The organism is Microbacterium sp. NPDC097977, from assembly GCF_040302605.1.
Classification (GTDB): domain Bacteria; phylum Actinomycetota; class Actinomycetes; order Actinomycetales; family Microbacteriaceae; genus Microbacterium.
On sequence record NZ_JBEOUR010000052.1, the window covers coordinates 1 to 24624 of the forward strand.

The 24624-nt window shown below is 68.7% G+C and carries 22 protein-coding genes and 1 tRNA gene; 2 read left to right on the forward strand and 21 right to left on the reverse strand.

The genetic code is table 11. The features are described 5' to 3' along the window. The 4 genes from ABTZ43_RS12155 to polA form a co-directional block, all read right to left on the reverse strand. Window positions 1-1240 (reverse strand): MFS transporter (locus ABTZ43_RS12155; protein WP_350539003.1); only part of this gene is annotated, 1240 nt, incomplete at its 3' end. Between the two features lie 42 nt (window positions 1241-1282). After that, window positions 1283-2317 (reverse strand): LLM class flavin-dependent oxidoreductase, encoded by a 1035-nt coding sequence (locus tag ABTZ43_RS12160; protein ID WP_350539004.1) that lies wholly within the window; start codon window positions 2315-2317, stop codon window positions 1283-1285. Between the two features lie 53 nt (window positions 2318-2370). Next, the gene (locus ABTZ43_RS12165; RefSeq protein ID WP_350539006.1) at window positions 2371-4047 is read right to left on the reverse strand and encodes a DUF885 domain-containing protein; all 1677 of its coding nucleotides are present in this window, start codon (window positions 4045-4047) and stop codon (window positions 2371-2373) included. Between the two features lie 82 nt (window positions 4048-4129). Continuing rightward, on the reverse strand, window positions 4130-6766 hold the full coding sequence (gene polA / locus ABTZ43_RS12170; RefSeq protein ID WP_350539007.1) for a DNA polymerase I: 2637 nt from the start codon (window positions 6764-6766) through the stop codon (window positions 4130-4132). 96 nt (window positions 6767-6862) lie between these two features. On the opposite strand from polA, the gene ABTZ43_RS12175 reads away from it, so the two are divergent. Then, a complete protein-coding gene (locus ABTZ43_RS12175; RefSeq protein WP_056419550.1) occupies window positions 6863-7240 on the forward strand; it encodes a PaaI family thioesterase in 378 nt (125 codons plus the stop codon). Here the strand turns inward: ABTZ43_RS12175 and ABTZ43_RS12180 are convergent. Together ABTZ43_RS12180 and ABTZ43_RS12185 are read right to left on the reverse strand one after the other, a co-directional pair. Further along, window positions 7215-7778 (reverse strand): GNAT family N-acetyltransferase, encoded by a 564-nt coding sequence (locus tag ABTZ43_RS12180; RefSeq protein WP_350539008.1) that lies wholly within the window; start codon window positions 7776-7778, stop codon window positions 7215-7217. The two genes, ABTZ43_RS12175 and ABTZ43_RS12180, sit on opposite strands and share 26 nt — an antisense overlap. Before the next feature lie 3 nt (window positions 7779-7781). After that, window positions 7782-8402, reverse strand: a complete 621-nt coding sequence (locus ABTZ43_RS12185) for an ANTAR domain-containing response regulator (protein WP_042536652.1) — start codon at window positions 8400-8402, stop codon at window positions 7782-7784. Between the two features lie 100 nt (window positions 8403-8502). Here ABTZ43_RS12185 and ABTZ43_RS12190 point away from each other — a divergent pair. Next, window positions 8503-8585: transfer RNA gene (locus ABTZ43_RS12190), tRNA-Leu, on the forward strand. A 19-nt stretch (window positions 8586-8604) separates the two neighbouring features. On the opposite strand, the gene ABTZ43_RS12195 is transcribed toward ABTZ43_RS12190, so the two are convergent. From ABTZ43_RS12195 to ABTZ43_RS12265, 15 genes are all read right to left on the reverse strand, one after another. Next, on the reverse strand, window positions 8605-9096 hold the full coding sequence (locus tag ABTZ43_RS12195) for a hypothetical protein (RefSeq protein ID WP_350539009.1): 492 nt from the start codon (window positions 9094-9096) through the stop codon (window positions 8605-8607). A gap of 87 nt (window positions 9097-9183) precedes the next feature. Continuing rightward, window positions 9184-9855 carry an esterase/lipase family protein gene (locus ABTZ43_RS12200; protein ID WP_056417524.1) on the reverse strand — a complete coding sequence of 224 codons (672 nt, stop codon included), beginning with the start codon at window positions 9853-9855 and terminating at the stop codon, window positions 9184-9186. A gap of 136 nt (window positions 9856-9991) precedes the next feature. After that, window positions 9992-11443, reverse strand: coding sequence for a pyruvate kinase (gene pyk / locus ABTZ43_RS12205; protein ID WP_350539010.1), 1452 nt, complete (start codon window positions 11441-11443; stop codon window positions 9992-9994). A gap of 56 nt (window positions 11444-11499) precedes the next feature. Next, entirely contained in the window at window positions 11500-12966 is a 1467-nt protein-coding gene (locus ABTZ43_RS12210) for a glutamate synthase subunit beta (protein ID WP_045255114.1), read from the reverse strand. Next, window positions 12959-17482 (reverse strand): glutamate synthase large subunit, encoded by a 4524-nt coding sequence (gene gltB, locus ABTZ43_RS12215; protein ID WP_149423493.1) that lies wholly within the window; start codon window positions 17480-17482, stop codon window positions 12959-12961. The genes ABTZ43_RS12210 and gltB overlap by 8 nt, the downstream gene beginning before the upstream one ends. A 135-nt stretch (window positions 17483-17617) precedes the next feature. Continuing rightward, window positions 17618-18646 carry a prolipoprotein diacylglyceryl transferase gene (gene lgt / locus ABTZ43_RS12220; protein WP_350539011.1) on the reverse strand — a complete coding sequence of 343 codons (1029 nt, stop codon included), beginning with the start codon at window positions 18644-18646 and terminating at the stop codon, window positions 17618-17620. 10 nt (window positions 18647-18656) lie between these two features. Continuing rightward, a complete protein-coding gene (gene trpA, locus ABTZ43_RS12225; RefSeq protein WP_253386090.1) occupies window positions 18657-19460 on the reverse strand; it encodes a tryptophan synthase subunit alpha in 804 nt (267 codons plus the stop codon). Then, a complete protein-coding gene (gene trpB / locus ABTZ43_RS12230; protein WP_056417543.1) occupies window positions 19457-20758 on the reverse strand; it encodes a tryptophan synthase subunit beta in 1302 nt (433 codons plus the stop codon). Before trpB ends, trpA begins: the two co-directional genes overlap by 4 nt. Then, window positions 20758-21528, reverse strand: a complete 771-nt coding sequence (gene trpC / locus ABTZ43_RS12235) for an indole-3-glycerol phosphate synthase TrpC (RefSeq protein WP_350539014.1) — start codon at window positions 21526-21528, stop codon at window positions 20758-20760. Before trpC ends, trpB begins: the two co-directional genes overlap by 1 nt. Window positions 21529-21530: 2 nt before the next feature. Then, window positions 21531-21776: an HGxxPAAW family protein gene (locus tag ABTZ43_RS12240; RefSeq protein WP_056417546.1), complete on the reverse strand. Its 246-nt coding sequence runs from the start codon at window positions 21774-21776 to the stop codon at window positions 21531-21533. A 48-nt stretch (window positions 21777-21824) separates the two neighbouring features. Beyond that, a complete protein-coding gene (locus ABTZ43_RS12245) occupies window positions 21825-22415 on the reverse strand; it encodes a Trp biosynthesis-associated membrane protein (RefSeq protein ID WP_350539012.1) in 591 nt (196 codons plus the stop codon). After that, window positions 22412-22771, reverse strand: coding sequence for a phosphoribosyl-AMP cyclohydrolase (hisI, locus tag ABTZ43_RS12250; protein ID WP_056417551.1), 360 nt, complete (start codon window positions 22769-22771; stop codon window positions 22412-22414). The genes ABTZ43_RS12245 and hisI overlap by 4 nt, the downstream gene beginning before the upstream one ends. Beyond that, window positions 22768-23529, reverse strand: coding sequence for an imidazole glycerol phosphate synthase subunit HisF (gene hisF / locus ABTZ43_RS12255; RefSeq protein ID WP_149423034.1), 762 nt, complete (start codon window positions 23527-23529; stop codon window positions 22768-22770). Before hisF ends, hisI begins: the two co-directional genes overlap by 4 nt. Then, window positions 23529-24371 (reverse strand): ATP phosphoribosyltransferase, encoded by an 843-nt coding sequence (hisG, locus tag ABTZ43_RS12260; RefSeq protein WP_149423033.1) that lies wholly within the window; start codon window positions 24369-24371, stop codon window positions 23529-23531. The genes hisF and hisG overlap by 1 nt, the downstream gene beginning before the upstream one ends. A gap of 38 nt (window positions 24372-24409) precedes the next feature. Continuing rightward, window positions 24410-24624 (reverse strand): phosphoribosyl-ATP diphosphatase (locus tag ABTZ43_RS12265; RefSeq protein ID WP_350539013.1); only part of this gene is annotated, 215 nt, incomplete at its 5' end.

A 24624-nucleotide genomic window follows, 5' to 3' on the forward strand; every position in this document is an offset into this window, starting at 1 on the left:
CGAGCAGCACCGGCACCGCCAGAGGCGCGATGATCGAGGCGATGCGGCCGATGCCTGCGGCCCACCCGGCCCCGGTGCCGCGCAGCGAGGTCGGGTAGATCTCGGGCGTCACCGCATACAGCGCACCCCAGGCCCCCAGGTTGAAGAACGACAGCGCCATCCCCGAGGCGATGATGGCCGCCTCTGTCGTGGACGTGCCGAAGAACACCGCCGACACCGCGGATCCGAGGAGGAAGATCGACAGCGTCGACCGCCGACCCCAGACTTCGATCAGCCAGGCCGCGACCGCGTAGCCGGGCAGCTGGGCGAGCGTGATGATCAGCGTGAACCCGAACGACCGCACGAGATCGAACCCCGCATCGACGAGGATGCTGGGAATCCAGATGAAGGCGCCGTAGTAGGCGAAGTTGACGCACAGCCAGACGACCCAGAGGCTCAGCGTGCGCAGCCGGAACTCGGCGTTCCAGAGCGTGGTCAGGCGGGCCCGGGTGGTGACGGCGATCGCCCGCGACGGCGGCTCACGGCGGATCGCGGGTTCGGGCACGACACCCGCATCCGTCTCGAACGTCGAGACGATGCGATCCGCCTCGGCGATGCGTCCGCGTGAGGCCAGCCAGCGCGGTGACTCCGGCAGGCCCCACCGCACGATCAGGGCGTAGACCGCAGGGATGGCGCCGAAAGCGAAGGCCCAGCGCCACCCGTCGTCGGACGTCGGGATCACGAAGTAGCCGATCAACGCGGCAGCGGTCCAGCCGAGGGCCCAGAACGCCTCGAGGATCACGATGAGTCGGCCGCGGATGCGCGCGGGAGCGAATTCGCTGACGTAGGTCGACGCGACGGGAAGCTCCGCGCCGAGACCGAGTCCCACGAGGAAGCGCAGGACGAGCAGCGCCGCCAGTCCCCCGACGAGTGCGCTCGCACCGGTCGCGATCCCGTAGATGAGCAGCGTCAGCGCGAACACCTGACGCCGACCGAGCCGGTCGGCGAGAAGGCCGCCGAGGGTGGCGCCGAGCGCCATGCCGATGAAGCCGACGGAGGCGATCCACCCGGCATCCGTCTTGGTCAGCCCCCACTGCTGGGTGAGCGCCGCGAGGATGAAGGAGATGAGCCCCACGTCCATCGCGTCCAGCGCCCAGCCGACGCCTGATCCGGTGAGCAGTCGCAGATGGCGACGCGTGAACGGAAGCTCGTCGAGACGCCCGGCGATCGATGCCCGGCTCGGCAGCGCGGTGTTGGCCATTCCTACATCGTAGAGGCGTGCTCGCGCCGCCGAGCCGCTGTGTCAGTCGCGCTCGGCGAGGATCCTGCGCACCCGCGGGATGACCTCGGAGCCGTACAGCTCCACGCTGCGCATCATCGCCTCGTGCGACAGCGTGCCGGTGGCGTACTTCAGGTCGAAGCGGCCGAGGTCGAGGGTCGTGATCGTGTCGGCGATCTTCGCCGCCACGCGGTCCGGCGAACCGACATACAGCGCTCCTGCGGGCCCGACATCGTTCTGGAACCTCGCCCTGCTGTACGGAGGCCAGCCCCGCTCGCGTCCGATCGTGTTGTTCATCGCCTCGAAGCCCGAGTATGCGGCCTCCCACGCCTCGTCGTCGGTGTCGGCGATGTGCCCGGGAGAATGCACGGCGATCGGGTGCGCGGGGGTTCCGAACGACGCGATCGACCGGTGATAGAGATCGACGAACTGGCGGAAGCGTCCTGCCGGGCCTCCGATGATGGCGAGCATCAGACCGAGGCCGTGGCGGGCGACGCGCACGACCGATTCGGGGCTTCCGCCCACCCCGACCCACGTGCGCAGGCCGTTCTCCGTCTTGGGGAAGACGTTCGCGTCGTCGAGCGACGGCCGCATCGTGCCGGACCAGGTCACCGGCTCCTCCTTGAGGAGCTCGACGAACAGCTCGAGCTTCTGCTCGAAGAGGGCGTCGTAGTCGCGCAGGTCATAGCCGAAGAGCGGGAACGACTCGATGAACGAGCCGCGCCCGAGAACGACCTCCGCACGTCCGTCCGACAGTGCGTCGAGCGTCGCGAAACGCTCGAAGACCCGCACAGGGTCATCGGAGGAGAGCACCGTGACCGCGGTGCCGAGACGGATGTTCTGCGTGCGCCCGGCGATCGTGGCCAGCACCATCTCGGGTGCCGAGACCGCGAACTCGGTGCGGTGGTGCTCCCCCACTCCGAAGAAGTCCACGCCGACGCTGTCGGCCATCTCCGCCTGTGCCACCACGTTGCGGATGGTCTGCGCGGCGGTGAGCAGTTCGCCGTCCGCGCCTCTCGTGATGTCGCCGAAGGTGTCCAGCCCGAATTCGATGCCCATGTCAGCCCTTTCTATTCAGCTGAATAAACATCGTCTGGGTCGTTCGCATTCCCTCAGCCTGCGAGAAGCGCCGTTCGCAGGGTGTCGAGGCCCACGCCGCCCATGTCGAGGGCGCGCTTGTGGAACTCCTTGACGTCGAAGTCGGAGCCTCGCTCCGCCTGGTACGCATCGCGCACCTGCTCCCAGATGCGCTGGCCGACCTTGTACGAGGGAGCCTGCCCCGGCCATCCGAGGTAGCGGTTGACCTCGAACTGCACAAACTGGTCGGACATGTTGACGTTCTTGCGCATGAAATCGAGCGCGTAGTCCGCGTCCCAGGTGCCGGTGCCGTCGAGCCGCGGCTTGCCGAGGTGCACGCCGATGTCGAGGACGACCCTGGCCGCGCGCATGCGCTGGCCGTCGAGCATCCCGAGTCGATCGGCGGGGTCGTCGAGGTAGCCGAGCTGCTGCATCAGACGTTCCGCGTACAGCGCCCAGCCCTCGGCGTGGCCGGAGGTGCCGGCGAGCAGACGACGCCAGGAGTTGAGCTCCGTGCGGTTGTACACGGCCTGGGCGATCTGCAGATGATGCCCCGGAACGCCCTCGTGGTACACGGTGGTGAGCTCGCGCCAGGTGTCGAACTCGGTGACGCCCTCGGGAACCGACCACCACATGCGGCCGGGGCGCGAGAAGTCATCGGTCGGACCGGTGTAGTAGATGCCACCCTCCTGGGTGGGGGCGATCATGCACTCCAGGGTGCGGATCGCCTCGGGGATGTCGAAGTGCGTGGCGCCGAGCTCTGCGACGGCCCTGTCGCTCGTCTCCTGCATCCAGCGCTGCAGGGCCTCGGTGCCGACGAGCTTGCGCGCGGGGTCGGCCTCCAGGTGCGCGACGGCCTCTTCGACCGACGCGCCGGGGAGGATCTCGTGGGCGATCGCGGTCTGCTCCTCGACCATCCGCGCGAGCTCCTCGCGTCCCCACTCGTAGGTCTCATCGAGGTCGATCGTCGCGCCGACGAACCGGCGGGAGTTGAGCGCATACAGCTCGCGTCCGACCGCATCGACCTCTCCTGCGGCGGGGGCGAGCTCCTCGGCGAGGAAACCGCGCAGCTCGTCGTAGGCCACGCGGGCGGCCGCGGAGTTGTCGGCGAGCAGCCGTGCGAGGGATGCGGGCAGGTTGCCCTCCTGGGGCGCCGCGTCGGCGACGAACGCCGCGAAGAATCCGTCATCGGCCGTGTAGCGGTCGATCTGCGTCGCGACCTCCACGACCTGGCGCCTGGCGGGCGTGACTCCCGCGGCGATGCCGGCACGCAGGGTCTCGGTATAGCCGCGCAGCGCATCCGGGACTGCGGCAAGCCGGGTCGCGATGACACTCCAGTCGTCCGCGGTGGCCGTCGGCATCAGGTCGAATGCGGATCGCACATCCTGAGCGGCTGAGGCGATCACGTTGAGGTCGCGGAGGTGCCAGTCGGCGTCGTGCAGTTCGAGGTCGAGGCTCAGCTCCGCCGACAGGTCCGCCTTCGTGACCGCATCGATCGCGTCGACCGGCTCGAGCGCCGCCAGCTGCGCGAGCGTCGTCCGCGTCGCCGCCGCGATCTCGTCGTGGCCGGCCGGGCTGAGGTCACCGAATCGATCGTTGACGTCATCGCGACCGATGTAGGTCCCGAGGGTCGGAGCCAGCACCGCGATGGTGTCGACCCACTCGTCGGCGACTTTGTCGATGGCAGACGGAGTGCGAGGAGAAGAGGTCATCCCTCCAGAGTAGCCAACACCGCTCGCGCGTCCTATCGGTTCTCTGCCCACCCGCAGGCGAGCATCGGCGTGAGACCGACCGTCAGTGCGCGGCCTCGTTCCAATCGCGACCGCGACCCACCTGCACATCGAGCGGGACCCTCAGGTCTGCCGCGTCGCCCATGCGAGCCCGGACGATCCGCTCGGCGGCATCCCACTCGCCCGGCGCCACCTCGACCACGAGCTCGTCGTGGATCTGCAGCAACGCGCGGGAGGACAGGCCCTCGGAACGGAGGTCTTCGTGGATGTGCAGCAGTGCGATCTTCATGATGTCGGCCGCGCTGCCCTGGATGGGAGCGTTGAGAGCCGCGCGCTCGGCGTTCTCACGCAGCACCCGGTTGGGGCTCGCCAGGTCGGGGAACGGGCGACGGCGCCCGAAGATCGTCTCGGTGTAGCCGACCTCCTTCGCCGTGATGACCGAGGCACGCAGGTAGTCGCGGACAGCGCCGAAACGCGCGAAGTACTCGATCATGAGCTGCTTCGCCTCGGACTGCTCGATACGCAGCTGCTTCGAGAGGCCGAACGCCGACAGGCCGTAGACGAGGCCGTAGGACATCGCCTTCACCTTGGTGCGCATCGCCGCCGTGACGTCCGACGGATCGACGCCGAAGACCCGCGCGCCGACGAAGCGGTGCAGGTCTTCACCGCTGTTGAACGCTTCGATGAGCCCTTCGTCACCCGAGAGGTGCGCCATGATGCGCATCTCGATCTGGGAGTAGTCGGCGGTGAGGAGGGACTCGTACCCTTCGCCGACCTGGAATGCGCTGCGGATGCGGCGGGACTCCTCGGTGCGCACGGGGATGTTCTGCAGGTTCGGGTCGGTGCTCGAGAGCCGGCCGGTCTGGCTGCCGGTCTGCACATAGGTCGTGTGCACGCGGTGATCGTCGCCGATCGCCGTGTCGAGAGACTCGATGATCTGACGCAGTTTCGTCGCCTCGCGGTGCTGCAGCAGCAGACCGAGGAACGGATGCGGGTGCGATTCCTGGAGGTCGGCCAGCACGGCGGCATCCGTCGAATAGCCGGTCTTGGTCTTGCGCGTCTTGGGGAGCTGCAGATCTTCGAAGAGCACCTCCTGGAGCTGCTTCGGGGACCCGAGATTGAACTCGCGGCCGACGATGCCGAACGCGTCCTGCGCCAGCCCGTCGGCGCGCGTCGCAAGCTCGCCGGAGAACGTCGAGAGAACCTCGTGTGAGACCGCGACGCCGGCGACCTCCATGTCGGCGAGCGTGAGCAGGGTGGGCAGCTCGATGTCGGTGAGGACAGTGGCGACCGACTCGGGGATGTCTTCGCGCAGGGCCGTCGCCACCCGCAGGGCGAACCACGCCTCCTGAGCCGGAGTCGCGCCTTCGGTCTCGGGAACGAGCTGCGAGGGGTCGGCCTCGGGCAGCTTCTCGCCCAGGTATCGCTCGACGAGATCGCCGAGCGTCTTGTCGGGGAAGCTCGGGCGCAACAGCCATCCCGCGAGGCTCGTGTCGTACGCCAGCCCGGCGAGGCGGATGCCCTGACGACGAAGTGCCTTCACCTGCGGCTTCGCGTCGTGGATGATCTTCGGACGATCGGACTCGAGCCACGGACGCAGCGCGTCGGCCACCTCCTCGCTCCAGTCGATCTCCCGGAGGTCGGACTCGGTGGCCGCACCCACCCTGGTCGGGGCTCCGCCCTGCAGCGGGATGCGCAGGGAGACGTCGTGCGTCTGGGCGTCTACCCAGTCGACGAACTCGGCGGCGGTGACCTGCGAGGGCTCGGGCAGCACCACGGCGGCGGCCGCCGGATCATCGGCGACCTCGCCTGCACCGACGGCCTCGAAGACGCGGGGAAGCAGGGTGCGGAACTCGAGGCGCGCGAAGATGTCGCGGACGGCCTGGGCGTCGATCGGCGCCACGGCCAGATCGTCGGGCGCGACGGGGAGCTCGACGTCGCGCAGCAGCCGGTTGAGCCGGCGATTGCGGCGCACGTCCTCGATGTGGTCGCGCAGGTTGCCGCCGACCACGCCCTTGATCTCGCCCGAGCGCTCGAGAAGGTCGTCGAGCGTGCCGAACTGGGTGAGCCACTTGACGGCGGTCTTCTCTCCCACCTTGGGCACACCCGGGAGGTTGTCGCTGGTCTCGCCGACCAGCGCCGCGATGTCGGGGTACTGCTCGGGAGGCACGCCGTAGCGCTCGTGCACGGTGGTGGGGTCGTACCGCTTGAGCTGCGAGACTCCCTGCACGGACGGGTACAGCAGAGTGACGTCGTCGGTGACGAGCTGGATCGTGTCGCGGTCACCCGACACCACGAGCACGTCGTAGCCCTGTTCGGCTCCCTGCGTCGAGAGCGTGGCGAGGATGTCGTCGGCCTCGACTCCCTCCTTCGTGAGCACGGGGATCGACATCGCGGCGAGGCAGTCCTGCAGCAGGGGGATCTGCCCGCGGAACTCCTGCGGGGACTCGGATCGGGTCGCCTTGTACTCGGGATACTGGTCGGTGCGGAACGAATGGCGGGACGTGTCGAACGCGATCGCCATGTGAGTCGGCTGCTCGGCCTTGATCAGGTTCACGAGCATCGAGAGGAAGCCGTAGATGGCGTTCGTGTGCTGGTTGTCTTTGGTGGTGAAGTTCTCGACCGGGAGGGCGAAGAACGCACGGTAGGCGAGCGAGTGGCCGTCGACGACCATGAGGGTAGGCTTTGCGGAGTCCGTCACCCTGTCAGCCTAACGAGGACGACAGACACCCGCTGAGGAGGATCCGTGAGCGAGACCGCGACCAGTGCAGGACTCGACTGGGCCACAGCCCGCGGCATGGGCGCTCTCGCCCAGAAGATGGGCATGGAGTTCCTGGAGTTCACCACCGAGAGATGCGTCGCGACGCTGCCGGTCGAGGGCAACACGCAGCCCGTCGGGCTGATGCACGGCGGCGCGTACGTGGTGCTCGGCGAGTCGCTGGGGTCCATGGCGGCCAACCTGCATGCGGGCCCGGGACGACTCGCGGTCGGAGTGGACATCAACGCGACCCATACGCGGTCGGCGACCTCGGGCGTGGTCACCGGCGTGTGCACCCCGGTGCATCTCGGGCGCAGCATCACGGTGCACGAGATCGTGGTGACGGATGATCAGGGTCGGCGCTGCTCGACGATCCGCATCACCAACATGATCAAGGACGCACCCGCATCGAGCTGAGCGGCTCCTCCAGCAGCAGCTGGAACAGCCGGTGGTCCTGCCACTCCCCCGCGATGCGCAGATACCGCGGAGCGATCCCGATCGGCTCGAAGCCGAGATCGCCGAGCACCCGCTGCGATGCGGCGTTGTGCAGCAGTGTGGCGGCCTGCAGACGGTGCAGCCGCAGCTCGTCCCTCGCGTGGGCGACGACGCGGGCGACCCCGAGGGACGCGAGTCCCCGGCGCAATCGCGAGGCATCGATCCAGTAGCCGAGGTCGGCGCTCCAGAAGGCGCCGCGCACGACGTTGTTCAGGTTGATCCGTCCCCGGATCTCGCCGTCGGACGACTCGATGACGAACCGCGCGCTCCTGCCCAGCGCCGCCTCGTCCACGCACCGCCGGGCGTCCGTCTCCTGCCACTGCTCGGTGAAGAACTCCGGTTCCCTCAGCGGCTCCCAGGGAGACAGGTGCGCGCTGTTCGCGGCGTACGCCCTCGCGAGGGCGGCGCCGTCACCGACACGGATCGGACGCAGGACGTGCTCCGCGTCGAGCGGATGCACGGACTACTTCTTCGGAGCCAGCTGCTCGATGATCGCCTTCGCGACGTCCTGCATCGTCAGACGACGGTCCATGGACGCCTTCTGGATCCAACGGAACGCCTCGGGCTCGGACAGGCCCATCTTCTCGTTCAGCAGACCCTTCGCGCGGTCGACGAGCTTGCGGGTCTCGAAGCGCTCGACCATGTCGGCGACCTCGGCCTCGAGCGTGATGATCTGCTCGTGGCGGGCGAGAGCGATCTCGATCGCCGGCAGAAGGTCGTTCGGCGTGAAGGGCTTGACCACGTAGGCCAGGGCGCCGGCCTCGCTGGCGCGCTCCACGAGCTCCTTCTGGCTGAAGGCTGTCAGCAGCACCACGGGGGCGATGTTGCCCTTGTGCAGCTTCTCGGCGGCGCTGATGCCGTCGAGCTGCGGCATCTTGACGTCCATGATCACCAGGTCTGGGCGCAGCTCGGTGGCCAGTGCCACGGCGGTCTCCCCGTCGCCGGCCTCACCGACGACATCGAAGCCGTTGTCGCGGAGGATCTCGACGATGTCGAGACGGATCAGCGACTCGTCCTCGGCGACGACGACGCGTCGGGGTGCGGATGACGTGGGCTGCTCGGCTGCCTGTTCTTGCTCGGTCACAGATCCATCCTAGTGGAGTGCGCCTGTGGCGTCCCCGATGACTCGACGCGCGATCGGGAGCACGGATGCTCTGCGCTAAAGTCGAAGTCGCGACACACGAGCCGGCGTGGCGGAATGGCAGACGCGGAGCACTCAAAATGCTTTGTCCGAAAGGGCGTGTGGGTTCGAGTCCCACCGCCGGCACATCGAGGTCGGAGGCGACCTAGGAGATCGGCTGCACCGACGCGCGGATCCAGATCTCCCGGTCGATCAGCAGATACCGGTCGAGAGACGGGCGCATGCAGCGCACGAACTCCTGCTCTGCGGCGGCGGGGTGATCCGCGAGGATCATGCCGTCCGGGATGCTCCCTCGGATGATCGCGTCGAGGTTCTCGTTCGTGGCCTCGACCGCCACTCCCCCGACCAGCACGGGCACATAGAGGTCTCCGCCGTGGATCCGCTCGCCGCCCGGACCGAGGACGGTCGCATCCGACCGTGTCTGGGCGAGGTAGGCGGGAACACAGGCGATCGCATCATAGGTGCGGAAGCGACGCTTGAGCCGGTAGCGGATGCCGATGCTGCCGGGCCGCAGAGCCGGAAGCGCCACGTCGTCGCGATCGGGCGAGGGGAGGAACCCTGCAGGGGGCGCGCCGATCTCGGGACGCGGGCCGAGGAGGCGGTCGTCCACAGCAGGTTCGATGGTCAGGTCATCCATGATCGCGGTGCAGAGGCGGTGATCGCCACGGCACGTGCACCAGCGTAGTCGTCCGGAGGACGACGGCGCACCTGCCACCGCTGCGCGCTACCCCTCGGCGAGGGCGGCGACCTCGGCGAGGACCCGGGGGTCGGCGAGCACCCGGAAGTGTCCTCCGGTGTCGAGGCGCACGTTCTTGCGCGCCCCGTCGAGCTCGCTGCCCTCGGGGATGTGCGGATCGAAGCGGCCGAAGACCGACACGATGCGATCGTTGAGATCACGGCGCGCGGCGAGCTCGAGGATCGACGGATGCGTCGGGGCGAGCGCCCACAGCGACCGCACGGGCAGGAGACGCGCGTAGCGGGATCCGCCGAAGGGCGTGGCCACCGCGACCATCGCACGCACCCGGAATCCCGCGGGCCCTGCCATCGCGAGCTTGCCAGCGAGTCCTCCCTTGCTGTGGGCGACCAGTATGACGTCGGTCAGACCCGACGCATCGAGGAACCCGGTCACAGCCTCGGCCGCCTCGCGGACCGGGCGCCGATTGCGCTCCAGGGCGTCGACGACGTGCACCGGATGGCCGCGGTCGTGGAGGGCGGTGATGAGCGGCTGCATGAACCGCCAGGTCTCATACACCCCGGGCAGGATGATGATCGGCACACCATCGCCGCCTGAGAAGGACTCCGCGTCGCGGCGGTCGAACGCGGCCCGCACCTGCCAGTATCCGGCGTACAGGTAGTCGGCGATCCACCAGCCCGCCCGTCGCACGAGATCGATCATGCACCCCTCCGGCGCTGGACCGGCCGCATGCGCGGCACACTCGACGATACGTCCGCGGCGGCGGGTCGCGCATCGCCGCGTGGCACGACGACGGGGGCGGAACTCGCGTTCCACCCCCGTCGTCCGGTGCTGCGGGTCAGACCGTGGCTTCCTTGTAGATCGGCGCGGCACCGTTCACGGCGTCTCCGACCTTGTGTACGCGGATGTCGTTGGTCGAGCCGACGATTCCGGGAGGGGAGCCCGAGATGACGACGACCTTGTCTCCCTCGGCGGCCAGGCCGTTCGAGAGCAGGTAGTCGTCGACCTGCAGATACATCAGGTCGGTGTGCTGGACCATGTCCACGAGAGTGGACTGGATGCCCCAGGTGAGCGCCATACGACGGCGGATGTCGGGCTCCGGCGTGAAGGCCAGCATCGGGATCCGCGAGCGCAGCCGCGACAGACGGCGAGCCGAGTCGCCCGACTGCGTGAACACGCAGAGGAACTTCGCCTCGACGAACTCCGCGACCTCGAGCGCGGCGAGCGTGATCGCCCCACCCTGCGTGCGCGGCTTCGTGGTGAGCTTGGCGATGCGCTCCAGGCCGTGCTCCTCGGTCGACTCGATGATGCGCGCCATGGTCTCGACGACCACCACGGGGTAGTCCCCCACGCTGGTCTCGCCCGACAGCATCACGGCGTCGGCACCGTCGAGCACGGCGTTCGCGACGTCGGAGGTCTCGGCGCGCGTCGGCACCGGGCTGTTGATCATCGACTCGAGCATCTGCGTCGCGACGATGACCGGCTTGGCCATGCGGCGGGCGAGCTCGACGGCGCGCTTCTGCACGATCGGCACGGCCTCGAGCGGAAGCTCGACACCGAGGTCGCCACGGGCGACCATGATCGCGTCGAAGGCATCGACGATTCCCTCGAGGGCGTCGACGGCCTGCGGCTTCTCGACCTTGGCGATGACGGGGACCTTGACGCCCTCCTCCGCCATGATCTCGTGCACGCGGGTGACGTCCTCCGCGTTGCGGACGAAGGACAGCGCGATCAGGTCGGCGCCGATGCGCAGACCCCAGCGGAGGTCATCCTCGTCCTTCTCGCTCAGAGCGGGGACGTTGACGGCGACACCGGGCAGGTTGATGCCCTTGTTGTTGGACACCGCGCCGGCGACGATCACGCGGGTGGTGACGGTGACCCCGTCGGTCTCGACGACCTCGACGCGGACCTTGCCGTCGTCGATCAGCAGGAAGTCACCGGGCTTGACGTCGTTGGGCAGACCCTTGAAGGTCGTTCCGGAGATCTCCTTGTTGCCGACGATGTCTTCGGTGGTGATCTTGAAGATGTCGCCCTTGGCGAGCTCGTAGGGGCCGTCCTCGAACTTGCCGAGGCGGATCTTCGGGCCCTGCAGGTCGACGAGGATCGCGACCGCACGACCGGCGTCGTCCGCCGCACGACGCACGTTGGCGTAGTTGTTCTCGTGCACGGAGTAGTCACCGTGGCTCAGGTTCAGACGGGCGACGTCCACTCCGGCGTCGATGAGGGCACGGACGGTCTCATAGGTGGAGGTGGCGGGGCCCAGGGTGGCGACGATTTTCGCGCGTCTCAACAGAATGCTCCAGGGTAGTGGGGGATGGAAATCAGGCGACGGTGCCGCCGTTCAGCCTACGCGGGCTGAAGACCGATGGCGACCTCGTGCGGACGCACGGGCTCGGGCAGCACGGTGCTCCCCATGAGGAAGCGGTCGACGTTCGCCGCAGCCGCACGGCCCTCGGCGATCGCCCAGACGATCAGCGACTGCCCGCGTCCGGCATCGCCGGCGACGAACACGCCGGGAATCGTGGACTCGTAGCTGTCATCGCGACGGAACGCTCCGCGCTCGGTCAGCTGGGGCAGCGTCTCCTCGGTGAAGCCGTCCTGCTCCGGGCCGGTGAAGCCCATCGCGATGAGCACGAGGTCCGCGGGGATCTCTCGCTCCGTGCCGCTCTTGGGCACGCGACGTCCGTCGATGTACTCGGTCTCGGCGACGCGCAGAGCGCGAAGCTCGCCCACGTCGTTCGAGAGGAACTCCACGGTGGAGGCGAGGAAGACCCGCTCTCCGCCCTCTTCGTGAGCGGAGGTGACCTCGAACAGAGTGGGCATCATCGGCCAGGGCTGGTGCCCGGGTCGCTCGGTGCCCGGCTGCACGCCGATCGCCAGGTTGGTGACGCTGAGTGCACCCTGACGGTGCGCGGTGCCGATGCAGTCCGCACCGGTGTCGCCGCCGCCGATGACGATGACGTGCTTGCCCTCGGCGGTGATCTGCTCGGGGACCTTGTCGCCGGCCACCGCATGGTTCGACTCGACGAGGTACTCCATCGCGAAGTGCACACCGTCGAGGTCGCGTCCGGGGATCGACAGGTCGCGGGGAACGGTAGCCCCCGTGGCGATCACGATCGCGTCATAGCGGGCCCGGAGGTCGGACCAGGAGATGTCGCGTCCGATCTCCACACCGGCGCGGAAGCGCGTCCCCTCCTCCTGCATCTGGCGCAGGCGGGATTCGAGCTGACCCTTCTCCATCTTGAAATCGGGGATGCCGTACCGGAGCAGTCCGCCGATGCGGTCGTCGCGCTCGAACACCGCGACGGTGTGACCCGCGCGAGTGAGCTGCTGCGCCGCGGCGAGTCCGGCAGGGCCGGAGCCGACGACGGCGACGGTCTTGCCCGTGAGGCGGGCGGGCGGCTGCGGCTCCACCCACCCCTTGGCGAAGGCCTCGTCGATGATCGAGACCTCGATCTGCTTGATCGTCACCGCGGGCTGGTTGATCCCCAGCACACACGAGCTCTCGCACGGCGCAGGGCAGAGACGCCCGGTGAACTCCGGGAAGTTGTTGGTCGCGTGCAGGCGATCGATCGCCGCACGTCCCTCTCCTCGCCAGGTCAGGTCGTTCCACTCCGGGATCAGGTTGCCCAGCGGGCATCCCTGGTGGCAGAACGGTACACCGCAGTCCATGCAGCGGCCGGCCTGGCGCTTGAGGACCGCCTGATCGCCCTGCTCATAGACCTCTTTCCAGTCCATGATGCGCACGGGCACCGGCCGTCGCTTGGGAAGCTCACGCTCGGTGACCTTCAGAAAACCTTTGGGATCAGCCACCGGTCACCTCCAGGATGCGGTTCCAGACGATGTCGCCGTCAGGGTCGATGCCCTCCGCGACAGCTTCCTCGCGCATGCTGCGCACAGCCGCGTAGTCGCGAGGGAGCACCTTCGTGAACTGGCCGGCGGTCTCCTCGAACCTGGCCAGGATGTCGGAGCCGAGCGGCGACGCCGTCCGCTCCACGTGCTCGGCGATGAGACCGCGCAGCACCTCGAGGTCGGCACGGTCCAGGGGCTCGAGCCGGAGCTCGCCGCTGCCCAGGGACTGCGCGTTGACCTTGCCGGAGTCGAGCGAGTGGATGTACGCCACTCCCCCGGACATGCCGGCTCCGAGGTTGCGTCCGGTCGAGCCGAGGATCACGGCCACGCCGCCCGTCATGTACTCGAGCGCGTGATCTCCCACGCCCTCGACGACGGCGGTCGCCCCGGAGTTGCGCACCAGGAACCGCTCGCCGACGACGCCGGACAGGAACATCGTCCCCGCCGTCGCACCGTAGCCGATCACGTTCCCGGCGATCACGTTCTCGTGCGGTGCGATGTGCGCACCCCGAGAGGGACGGATCGAGATGTCTCCTCCGGACAGGCCCTTGCCGACGTAGTCGTTCGCGTCGCCCTCGAGCCGCAGCACGATGCCCGACGGCAGGAACGCCCCGAGGGACTGACCGGCGGTGCCGTTCAGGGTGACGTCGATCGTTCCCCTGGGCAGGCCGGCCGCGCCGTGGCGCGATGTGACCTGGTGGCCCAGCATCGTGCCGACCGCCCGCTCGGTGTTGGCGATGGGCAGTTCGACGACCACGGGCTCCCCGTTGAGGAGCGCCGGGGCGGCGATGTCGATCAGCTGGACGTCGAAGTGCTTCTCGAGCTCGTGATCCTGGGCGCGCCGGCTGCGGCGAGGCTCGCTCGCCGGGAACGCCGGCCCCTCGAGCACGGGGCTGAGGTCGAGTCCTTCGGCCTTCCAGTGCTCCAGAGCGGCATCCGCCTCGATCAGCTCCGCACGTCCGATGATCTCGTCGAGCGAGCGGAATCCGAGTTCCGCGAGGAGCTCGCGCACCTCCTCCGCGATGAACTCCATGAAGTTCACGACGAACTCGGGCTTTCCCGTGAAGCGCTCGCGCAGCGCGGGATTCTGCGTCGCGACGCCCACCGGGCAGGTGTCGAGGTGGCAGACGCGCATCATGATGCAGCCGCTCACCACGAGGGGCGCGGTCGCGAAACCGAACTCCTCGGCGCCGAGCAGAGCGCCGATGATGACGTCACGGCCGGTCTTGAGCTGACCGTCGACCTGCACCACCACGCGGTCGCGCATGCCGTTGAGCATGAGCGTCTGCTGCGTCTCGGCCAGGCCGAGCTCCCACGGCGTGCCGGCGTGCTTGAGCGAGTTCATCGGGCTCGCGCCCGTGCCGCCGTCGTGACCGGACACCAGGATGACGTCGCTGAGCGCCTTCGCCACACCGGCGGACACCGCCCCGATGCCCGACTGGCTGACGAGCTTGGTGTGGATCCGCGCCTCGGGATTCGCCCTCTTCAGATCGAAGATGAGCTGCTTGAGATCCTCGATCGAGTAGATGTCATGGTGCGGCGGGGGCGAGATGAGACCGACGCCCGGGGTGCCGCCGCGTGTGCGGGCGACCCACGGGTAGACCTTCTGCGGAGGCAGCTGACCGCCCTCGCCGGGCTTGGCGCCCTGGGCGAGCTTGATCTGGATGTCGTCGGCTTCGGTCAGGTAGAGGCTCGTGACGCCGAAGCGACCCGACGCGACCTGCTTGATGGCGCTGCGCCGCTCGGGGTCGAGCAGTCGCTCGGCATCCTCGCCGCCCTCACCGGTGTTCGACTTGCCGCCGATCCGGTTCATCGCGATCGCGAGGGTCTCGTGCGCCTCCTTGGAGATCGAGCCGTAGCTCATCGCACCCGTCGAGAAGCGCTTGACGATCGCGGAGACCGGCTCCACCTCATCCAGCGGCACCGGCTTGCGGGTTCCGGTGCGCAGGCGGAACAGCCCGCGCAGCGTCTTGAGTTCCGCTGCCTGGTCGTCGACGAGCCGCGTGTAGTCGCGGAAGATGTCGTAGCGGCGCTCTCGCGTGGCGTGCTGCAGCTTGAACACCGTCTCGGGATTGAACAGGTGCGGGGAGCCGTCGCGGCGCCACTGATACTCTCCCCCGGTCCACAGCCGCTCGTGCGCGCGGGCGGCCTCGTCCTCGGGGTAGGCGTAGTCGTGACGGGCCTGGTTCTCGAGGAAGATCTCCCCGATCCCGATGCCGCCGAGCTTCGACTCCGTGCGCGTGAAGTACCGGTCGATGAACTCCTCGCTCAGACCGACGGCCTCGAAGACCTGCGCCCCGGCGTAGGACGACACCGTCGAGATGCCCATCTTCGACATGATCTTCAGCACCCCCTTGCCGAGTGCGTAGATGAGGTTGCGGACCGCCTTCTCCGGGCTGATCCCGGTGATGTAGCCGGTGCGCACGAGGTGCTCCACCGTCTCCATCGCCAGATAGGGGTTCACGGCGGATGCGCCGTAGCCGATCAGGGTCGCGACATGGTGCACCTCTCGGACGTCCCCGGCCTCGACGATCAGACCCACCTTCATGCGGTTCTCGCGGCGGATCAGGTGGTGGTGCACCGCAGAGACCATGAGCAGCGACGGGATCGGGGTCAGATCCTTGTTGGAGTCCCGGTCCGACAGGATGATGAACTCGGCGCCGCTGGCGATGGCCTCGTCGACCTCTTCGCACATCTCGACGAGACGGTTCTCGAGCGTGTTCGAGCCGACGTCGAAGTGGTACAGGCCCTTGATGGTGACACTGGCGCGGTCGGGCAGCGCCTTGTCGATGTGGCGGATCTTCGCGAGCTCGTCGTTGTCGATCACCGGGAAGTCGAGCGACACGGTGCGCGTGTGATCGGGACCCCAGCTGAGCAGGTTGCTCTCGGGTCCGAGGCCGAGCTTGAGGCTCGTGACGACCTCTTCGCGGATCGAGTCGAGCGGCGGGTTCGTGACCTGCGCGAACTGCTGCGTGAAGTAGTCGAACAGCAGGCGCGGGCGCTTGCTGAGCACAGCGATCGGGGTGTCGGAGCCCATCGCACCGAGCGGCTCGACGCCGGTCTGCCCCATCGGGGTCAGCAGCAGGCGGACCTCTTCCTCGGTGTATCCGAAGGTGCGCTGGCGGCGGGTGATCGAGGCCGGCGGGTGCACGATGTGCTCGCGCTCGGGGAGATCCGCGAGACGGACGGATCCGGCATCCAGCCACTCCTGCCACGGATGCAGGGTCGCGAGGTCGTGCTTGATCTCGTCGTCCTCGATGATGCGCTGCTGCGCCGTGTCGACGAGGAACATCTTTCCGGGCTGCAGACGTCCACGACGCTTGATGCGCTCCGGCTCGAACGTGAGCACACCGGTCTCGGAGCCGATCACGATGAGCCCGTCGGTGGTCTCGGTCCAGCGCCCGGGGCGCAGGCCGTTGCGGTCGAGGGTCGCGCCCACGACAGTGCCGTCGGTGAAGATCAGCGCCGCCGGGCCGTCCCACGGCTCCATCTGGTTCGAGTGGTACTCGTAGAACGAACGCAGCTCGGGCGAGATGTCGGACTGCTTCTCATATGCCTCGGGGACCATCATCATGATGGCGTGCGGCAGGCTGCGACCGGTGAGGGTGAGCAGCTCGAGCACCTCGTCGAACGACGCGGAGTCGCTGGCGCCGTCGGTGCAGATGGGCAGCAGGGGCGCCACGTCGCCGAGCAGCTCGGACTCGAGCTGGGACTGGCGTGCCCGCATCCAGTTGCGGTTGCCGCCGACCGTGTTGATCTCGCCGTTGTGCGCGAGCATGCGCAGCGGCTGCGCGAGAGGCCACGAGGGGAACGTGTTCGTGGAGTACCGCGAGTGCACCACGGCGAGCTCCGACATGAAGCGCTCGTCCTGCAGATCGGGGTAGAACGGCTCGAGCTGCAGAGTCGTGACCATGCCCTTGTACCCGAGCGTGCGGGCGGAGAGCGACACGAAGTAGGCGCCGAGCTCGTGACCGGCGCGCTTGCGCAGCCGGTAGGCGACGCGATCGAGCGCGATGCCGGTGAGCGGTGCGTCGGAGTGGGTCGCTCCCCCGGCGCTCACGAAGAGCTGCTCGAAAGCGGGACGCGCCTCGTCGGCGAGCTTGCCGAGATTGTCGTTGACCGTGGGGACCTCGCGCCAGCCGAGGACGCGGAGGCCCTCGCTGCGGGCGATCTTCTCGATCCCCGCCTTCTGCTGACGGCGCTCGCTGGAGTCGCGCGGCAGGAACGCCAGCCCCGCGGCGTACTCGCCGACCGGAGGGAGCTCGAAGTCGGTGACGGCGCGCAGGAAGGCGTCGGGCATCTGGGTCAGGATGCCCGCTCCGTCGCCGGTGCCGGCATCCGAGCCGATGGCGCCGCGGTGCTCGAGGTTGCGCAGCGCCTGCAGCGCCAGCGCGATGATGTCGTGACCGGCTTCACCGCGCAGGGTGGCGACCATCGCGAGGCCGCAGGCATCCTTCTCGAACGCCGGGTTGTACATGCCCTGCTTGGGCGGATAAGCGCCGGAGGCGCCGTAGGGAGGCTGAAAATACACCAGTACCGTCCTCAGATCTGCAGATGACCCGGGGACGTCATTGGCCGGGTGGATGTGATGGGGTCCGCACGGACCGGTCGGCTACCGCGTGCCTTCCGTGTCCGTGGGAGCGGTGCTTGTGGCGCTGGCTCCTGCGGCGACTTCTTCGGACGGAGGCTCACTCACGTCCACGAAATCGGAGGGATTGTTCTGTGATTCTACATCAGCGTCCAGATCCTTCCGTCCGCGGCCGGGCTGGTACGCGGACGGCTCGAGACCGGGGTGACGGAGCGACTGGACGACGAGGATGGCGAGGCCGACGACGATGCCGAGGATCGCTGCCCAGACGTTGCTGCGAAGGCCGAGGATGATCTCGCTCGGATCGATGCGGATCGACTCCCAGACGACGCGGCCGGCGCTGTACCAGATGAGGTAGATCGCGAACAGGCGACCCCACTGCAGCGAGGTGGCCTTGCGGCTCAGCCACAGCAGCACGATCACGCCGAGGCCGTTCCAGAGGACCTCGTACAGGAACGTCGGGTGGAACAGTGTGCCCTCGGGGAGGCCGGGAGGGAATGCGGAGTTGTCGGAGGGGATCTCGAGGCCCCACGGCAGATCGGTCGGCAGACCGTAGAGCTCCTTGTTGAACCAGTTGCCGAAGCGGCCCATCGCCTGGGCGAGCAGCAGGCCGGGCGCGAGCGCGTCGGCGAAGGTCCAGAATCGGATGCCGGTCCACCGGCATCCCAGGTACGCCCCCAGGGCGCCGCCGATGAGCGCACCGAAGATGGCGATGCCGCCCTCCCAGATGGCCCAGACCGAACCGGGTTCGAACGGGTTCCAGGTGTTCTTGCCCTCGCCGAAGTAGAAGTTCGGGTGGGTGAGCACGTGGAAGATGCGAGCGCCGATGATGGCGATCGGCACGGCGAGGATCGAGATGTCGATGACGACCCACGGCTCGGCGCCACGCCGGGTCAGGCGGTGGTTGGTGAGCAGCACGGCGGCGATGATGCCGGCGATGATGCAGAGCGCGTAGAAGTGGATCCGGAGCGGGCCGAGGTCGATGTACGAGACGGGAGGGCTCGGGATGCTGGCGAGCACGCCGGTGAAGGTGCTGTGGAGCGCGAGGGACATGATTGTGATTCTAGTTCTCGTGTACGGGGCGTGCCGACGACGTGCCGGAGGCCAGGTTTCGGGTGACTTCGGCGAGAGCGGGGATGCCGCCGTCGCGCAGTGCGCGGACGAGCGCGGTGCCGACGATCGCGCCGTCGGCGTACTCGGAGACACCGGCGATCTGCTCGGCGGTCGAGATGCCGATGCCGACGCAGGCGCGCAGATCGCCGTGCTCGCGCAGGCGGGCGACGAGGGTGCGCGCCGCACGGTCGAGCTCGGTGCGTTCACCCGTGATCCCCATGGTCGACACGGTGTACACGAACCCGGTGGACGACTTCACGACGAGGCCGAGGCGCTCGTCTGTGGAGGTGGGGGCCGCGAGGAACACGCGGTCGAGTCCGGTGCGCTCGCTGGCGGCGATCCACTCCCCCGCGACGTCCGGCGTGATGTCGGGAGTGATGAGACCGGCACCGCCGGCGGCGAGCAGATCGTCGGCGTACCGGTCGACGCCGTACTGGAAGACGGGGTTCCAGTACGTCATCACGAGCACGGGTACGTCGGTGGCCTCGGTGATCGCCCGTACGGCGGTGAACAGGTCCTTCATCTTGAACCCGTTGGCTAGTGCGGCGGTGGTCGCCTCCTGGATGACCGCGCCGTCCATCACGGGGTCGCTGTAGGGCGGCCCGAGTTCGATGATGTCGACGCCGTTCTCCGCGAGCGCGATGGCCGCCTGGATGCTCGTCTCGAGGTCGGGGTACCCGACCGGCAGGTAGCCGACGAAGGCGCTCCGGCCTGCCCGGTGCGCGGCGGCGATCGCCTGTTCGACGCGACTCACAGCTCCGGCTCCCCCTTCGAGGCGGCCTGCTCTGCGGCGCTCTCCTCGGTGACGTCGTGCGCGAGGGCCTCGGCGTCGTACAGGTCGAAGTACCGGGCCGCCGTGTCCATGTCCTTGTCGCCGCGGCCCGAGAGGCAGATCGCCAGCACCGCGTCGGGACCCATCTCACGACCGAGGCGCAGAGCGCCGGCGAGGGCGTGCGCGGACTCGATCGCGGGGATGATGCCCTCGGTGCGGCTGAGCAGGCGCAGGGCCTGCATCGCCTCGTCGTCGGTGGCGGGGATGTACTCCGCGCGGCCGATGTCGGCGAGCCAGGAGTGCTCGGGGCCGACACCCGGGTAGTCGAGACCGGCCGAGATCGAGTGCGACTCGGTCGTCTGCCCGTCGTCGTCCTGCAGCACGTAGGTCTTCGCGCCGTGCAGGATTCCCGGACGTCCGCGTTCGATCGATGCCGCGTGGCGTGGCGTGTCCACGCCGTCGCCTGCTGCCTCGACGCCGTAGAGCTTCACGCCCTCGTCATCGAGGAACGCATCGAACATGCCGATCGCGTTCGAGCCGCCGCCGACGCAGGCGATCACGGCGTCGGGCAGTCGCCCGGTCTCGTCGAGCAGCTGCTGACGGGCCTCTTCGCCGATGATCTTCTGGAAGTCGCGCACCATCGCGGGGAACGGATGGGGCCCGGCCGCGGTGCCGAAGATGTAGTTGGTGGTCTCGACCGACGCGACCCAGTCGCGGTAGGCGTCGTTGATCGCATCTTTGAGCGTGCGCGACCCCGAGGTGACGGGCACGACCTCTGCGCCGAGCAGACGCATGCGGGCGACGTTGAGGGCCTGACGCTCGGTGTCGACCTCGCCCATGTAGATCGTGCACTCCAGGCCGAACAGCGCGGCGGCCGTCGCCGTCGCGACACCGTGCTGACCGGCGCCGGTCTCGGCGATCACGCGGGTCTTGCCGAGCCGCCTGGTCAGCAGCGCCTGTCCGAGCACGTTGTTGATCTTGTGTGATCCGGTGTGATTGAGGTCTTCGCGCTTGAGGAAGACCCGGGCGCCGCCCGCGTGCTCCGCGAACCGCGCGACCTCGGTCAGCGGTGACGGGCGTCCGGCGTAGGAGCTCAGCAGCGAGGCCAGCTCGTCGCGGAACGCCGGGTCGACGATCGCCTCGGCGTACGCCGCCGAGAGCTCGTCGATCGCGGCGATCAGCGACTCCGGCATGTAGCGCCCGCCGTACTCGCCGAAGAGAGGTCCGTGCTGGTCGCGCAGACTGCCTCCGGCCGTCGTTGCTCGCTCGGTGGGATGCATCACGCCTCCAGGAAGCTCGTGAGTGTGGCGACCGGGTCGCCCGTGACGAGGGCTTCTCCGATCAGGACGACGTCGGCACCCGCGGAGCGGTAGTGCGTGACGTCTGCGGGGGTGAGCACCGCGGACTCGGCGATCTTGATCGCGGAGTCCGGGATGCGCTCGACGAGGCGGCCGAAGAGGTCGCGGTCGAGTTCGAGAGTGGTGAGATCGCGGGCGTTGACACCGATCAGCGGAGCGCCGAGGTCGATGGCCGCTTCGAGCTCATCGGCCGAGTGGGTCTCGACGAGCGGCGTCATGCCGAGTTCGGTGATGAAGCCGAACAGGTCGTGCAGCACCTGCGGTTCGAGGCCGGCGACGATGAGCAGCACCAGGTCGGCACCGGCCGCGCGGGCCTCGACGACCTGGTAGCGGTTCGCGATGAAGTCCTTGCGGAGCACCGGCAGCGTCACGCGGGCGGTGACGGCCTCGAGATCGGCGAGACTGCCGCCGAAGCGGCGTTCCTCGGTGAGGACGCTGATCGCCGAGGCGCCGCCGGTCTCGTAGAGCGAAGCCTGCAGCGCGGGGTCGGGGATCTCGGCCAGGGCGCCGCGCGACGGGCTCGCGCGCTTGACCTCGGCGATGATCTTGACGCGGTCGGCCGGGGCGAGGAAGGCGAGCGCATCCTTGGCGGCAGGGCGCGCGAGAGCGTCGCGCTCCACCTCGGACATCGGCCGGGTGAGGGCTCGACGCTCCGCGTCTGCGACTGCGCCGGCCGTGAGGTCGGCGAGCACCATTAGTGCGCCTTCGGCGAGTACTTGGGGCCCTTCACGCCGTATCCGGCACGGGCGACGAGCCATCCTGCCAGCGCGCCGAGCGGGACGATCGCGGCGCCGACCCAGATGATCGGGATCCACACGGGGCTGAACACGGCGAGGCAGAACGCCAGGGTGCCGATCGTGAAGCCGGCGAGCATGATGATCACGCCTGTCCATGCGGCGGGCGAGTGTCCGTGGCCGGGGTCAGCGATCGGGTTGGTCATGGTCTCCTCCGGGGGACGACGTGCAGGATCTCATTCAGTCTATCGGGGTCAGCGCGTGGGGTCGGTTCCGCGGGACAGGTCGTCCCACGAGTCGATCGCGTCGACGGGACCCGATGCCGACTCGACGTGCGCGGCATCGGTGCGGTACCGGCGTCCGCCGGACTTCCAGCGACGCCAGGTCACGAGCACCAGCAGCGACGCCGCGAGCAGTACGACCCAGCCGATCAGCGTCACCACCGGCCACGACGAGAGTTCGATCCCCGCGACCAGATCGGCGATCGCCGCGCTGCCGGCGAGCCCTGTCGTCTCGGTCACCGTGCCGCCGACTGCGGCCAGCGGTTCCGACACCAGCAGCTGCAGGGTGCTCCAGCCGAGGAACAGGGCCGCCGCGGTGGAGAGCACGCCGAACACGAGACGGACGACGGGGCCGACGATCGAGAGCGCGATGCCGAGTGCGAGCACGGCGAGGCTCAGCGGCGCGAGCAGCGGGAGGGCCGCCGCACCGGGGACGAGGATCGCCTCCGCGGCATCCGCCCGCTCTACGGTCAGCCAGGTCTGGGTCGACGAGATGATCCCGACAGCCCCCGACAGGAGGAAGCCGGATACCGCGATCGAACGGCCGCGTGTCGCGATGGTCATGCGGATGCGCCCCCGTCGACGGCCTGGAGGTCTGTCGAGTCGAAGCAGGTGCGCGTCCCGGTGTGGCACGCGGGGCCCGACTGGTCGACGCGCAGCAGGATCGCGTCGCCGTCGCAGTCCAGGCGCGCCTCGTGCACGATCTGGATGTGCCCGGAGGTGTCGCCCTTGCGCCAGTACTCCTGGCGGGAACGGGACCAATAGACGGCGCGTCCCGTGGTTAGGGTCCTGCGCAGCGCCTCGGCGTCGACCCACGCCAGCATGAGCACCTCGGCGGTGTCCCACTGCTGCACGATCACGGGAGCGAGCCCATCGCCGTTGAAGGCGACCTGCGCGATCCGCTGCTCGACGTCGCTCATCGGACCAGCACCCCCTCCGCGCGCAGCGCGGCCTTGACATCGCCGACGGTGAGCGCTCCCGTGTGGAACACGCTCGCGGCGAGAACCGCATCGGCGCCTGCCTTGATGGCAGGCGCGAAATCGGACACGGCGCCCGCGCCGCCTGACGCGATGATGGGCACGGATGCCGCTTCGCGCATCACGGTCACGAGCTCCAGGTCGAAGCCGTCGCGGGTGCCGTCGGCGTCTATCGAGTTGACGAGCAGTTCGCCCGCCCCGCGCTCGGCGGCCTCGCGCGCCCACTCGATCGCATCGAGAGTGGTCCGGGTGCGGCCTCCGTGCGTGGTGACCACGAAGCCGGAGGGAGTCGTGTCGGCGCGCTTGACATCGAGAGAGAGCACGAGAACCTGAGCGCCGAAGCGGTCGGCGATCTCGCCGATCAGCTCGGGGCGCGCGATCGCCGCCGAGTTCACGCCCACCTTGTCGGCTCCGACGGCGAGCAGCCGTGACACGTCATCGACGCTGCGCACCCCGCCACCGACCGTCAGCGGCACGAACACCTGCTCCGCCGTGCGCTGCACCACGTCGTACGTGGTCGCACGGGCATCGACCGTGGCGGTGACATCGAGGAAGGTGATCTCGTCTGCGCCCTGCGCCGCATAGTGGCGGGCGAGCTCGACGGGATCTCCCATGTCGCGCAGGTTCTCGAAGTTCACGCCCTTGACCACGCGGCCCTCGGCGACATCCAGACACGGGATGACGCGACTCGCGAGCGCCATCAGAGCCTCGCGTTGTGGATCGCCGTGACCAGGATCGCTCGGGCGCCCAGGGCGTAGAGAGCGTCCATCACGGGATTGACCCGCGAACGCGCCACCATCACGCGCACGGCGACCCATTCCGGGTCGCGCAGCGGCGAGACCGTGGGCGACTCGATGCCCTCGGCGATCTCGACGGCGGCATCGAGCAGAGCGAGGGGCAGGTCGTAGTCGATCATCACGAACCGGCGGGCGACCATCACCCCGCGCAGGCGACGCAGCAGCGTCTCGGATCCCTCGGCATCGTGCGGGCCGGCGATCAGCACGGCCTCCGACTGCAGGATCACGGGGCCGAACACGTCGAGGCCGGCCTGCCGGAGCGTCGTCCCGGTCTCGACGACGTCCGCGACGGCGTCGGCGACGCCGAGGCGCACCGCCGATTCGACGGCGCCGTCGAGGGGCACGAGATCGACGGCGATGCCCCGCTCGTCGAGGAACGCGTCGACCAGCCCGGGGTACGACGTGGCGATGCGCAGCCCGTCGAGTTCGGAGACGTCGCTGTAGCGGCCAGACGGCGCCGCGAAGCGGAAGGTGGAGCCGGCGAAGCCGAGCGCCTCGATCTCCCTGGCACCCGGCATGCGGGCATCGAGAAGAAGGTCACGGCCGGTGATGCCGACATCGATCGCCCCCGACCCGACGTAGGTCGCGATGTCCTTGGGACGCAGGTAGAAGAACTCGACGTCGTTGTCGCCGTCGACGACGTGGAGGGTCTTGGGGTCACGGCGACCGGTGTAGCCGGCCTCCGCGAGCATGTCGGCGGCGGTCTCGGAGAGAGAGCCCTTGTTGGGAACAGCAATGCGCAGCATGAGATGCCTTCAGATCGAAGCGAATGGGGCGGAGCGCTTCACAGATGTCGGTAGACGTCCTGCAGGCTCAGCCCCTTCGCGATCATCATCACCTGCACGTGGTAGAGCAGCTGGGAGATCTCTTCGGCGGCGGCGTCGTCGGACTCGTACTCGGAGGCCATCCAGACCTCGGCGGCCTCCTCGACGATCTTCTTGCCGATCGTGTGCACGCCGCCGTCGAGCTCCGCGACCGTGCCCGATCCCTCGGGTCGGG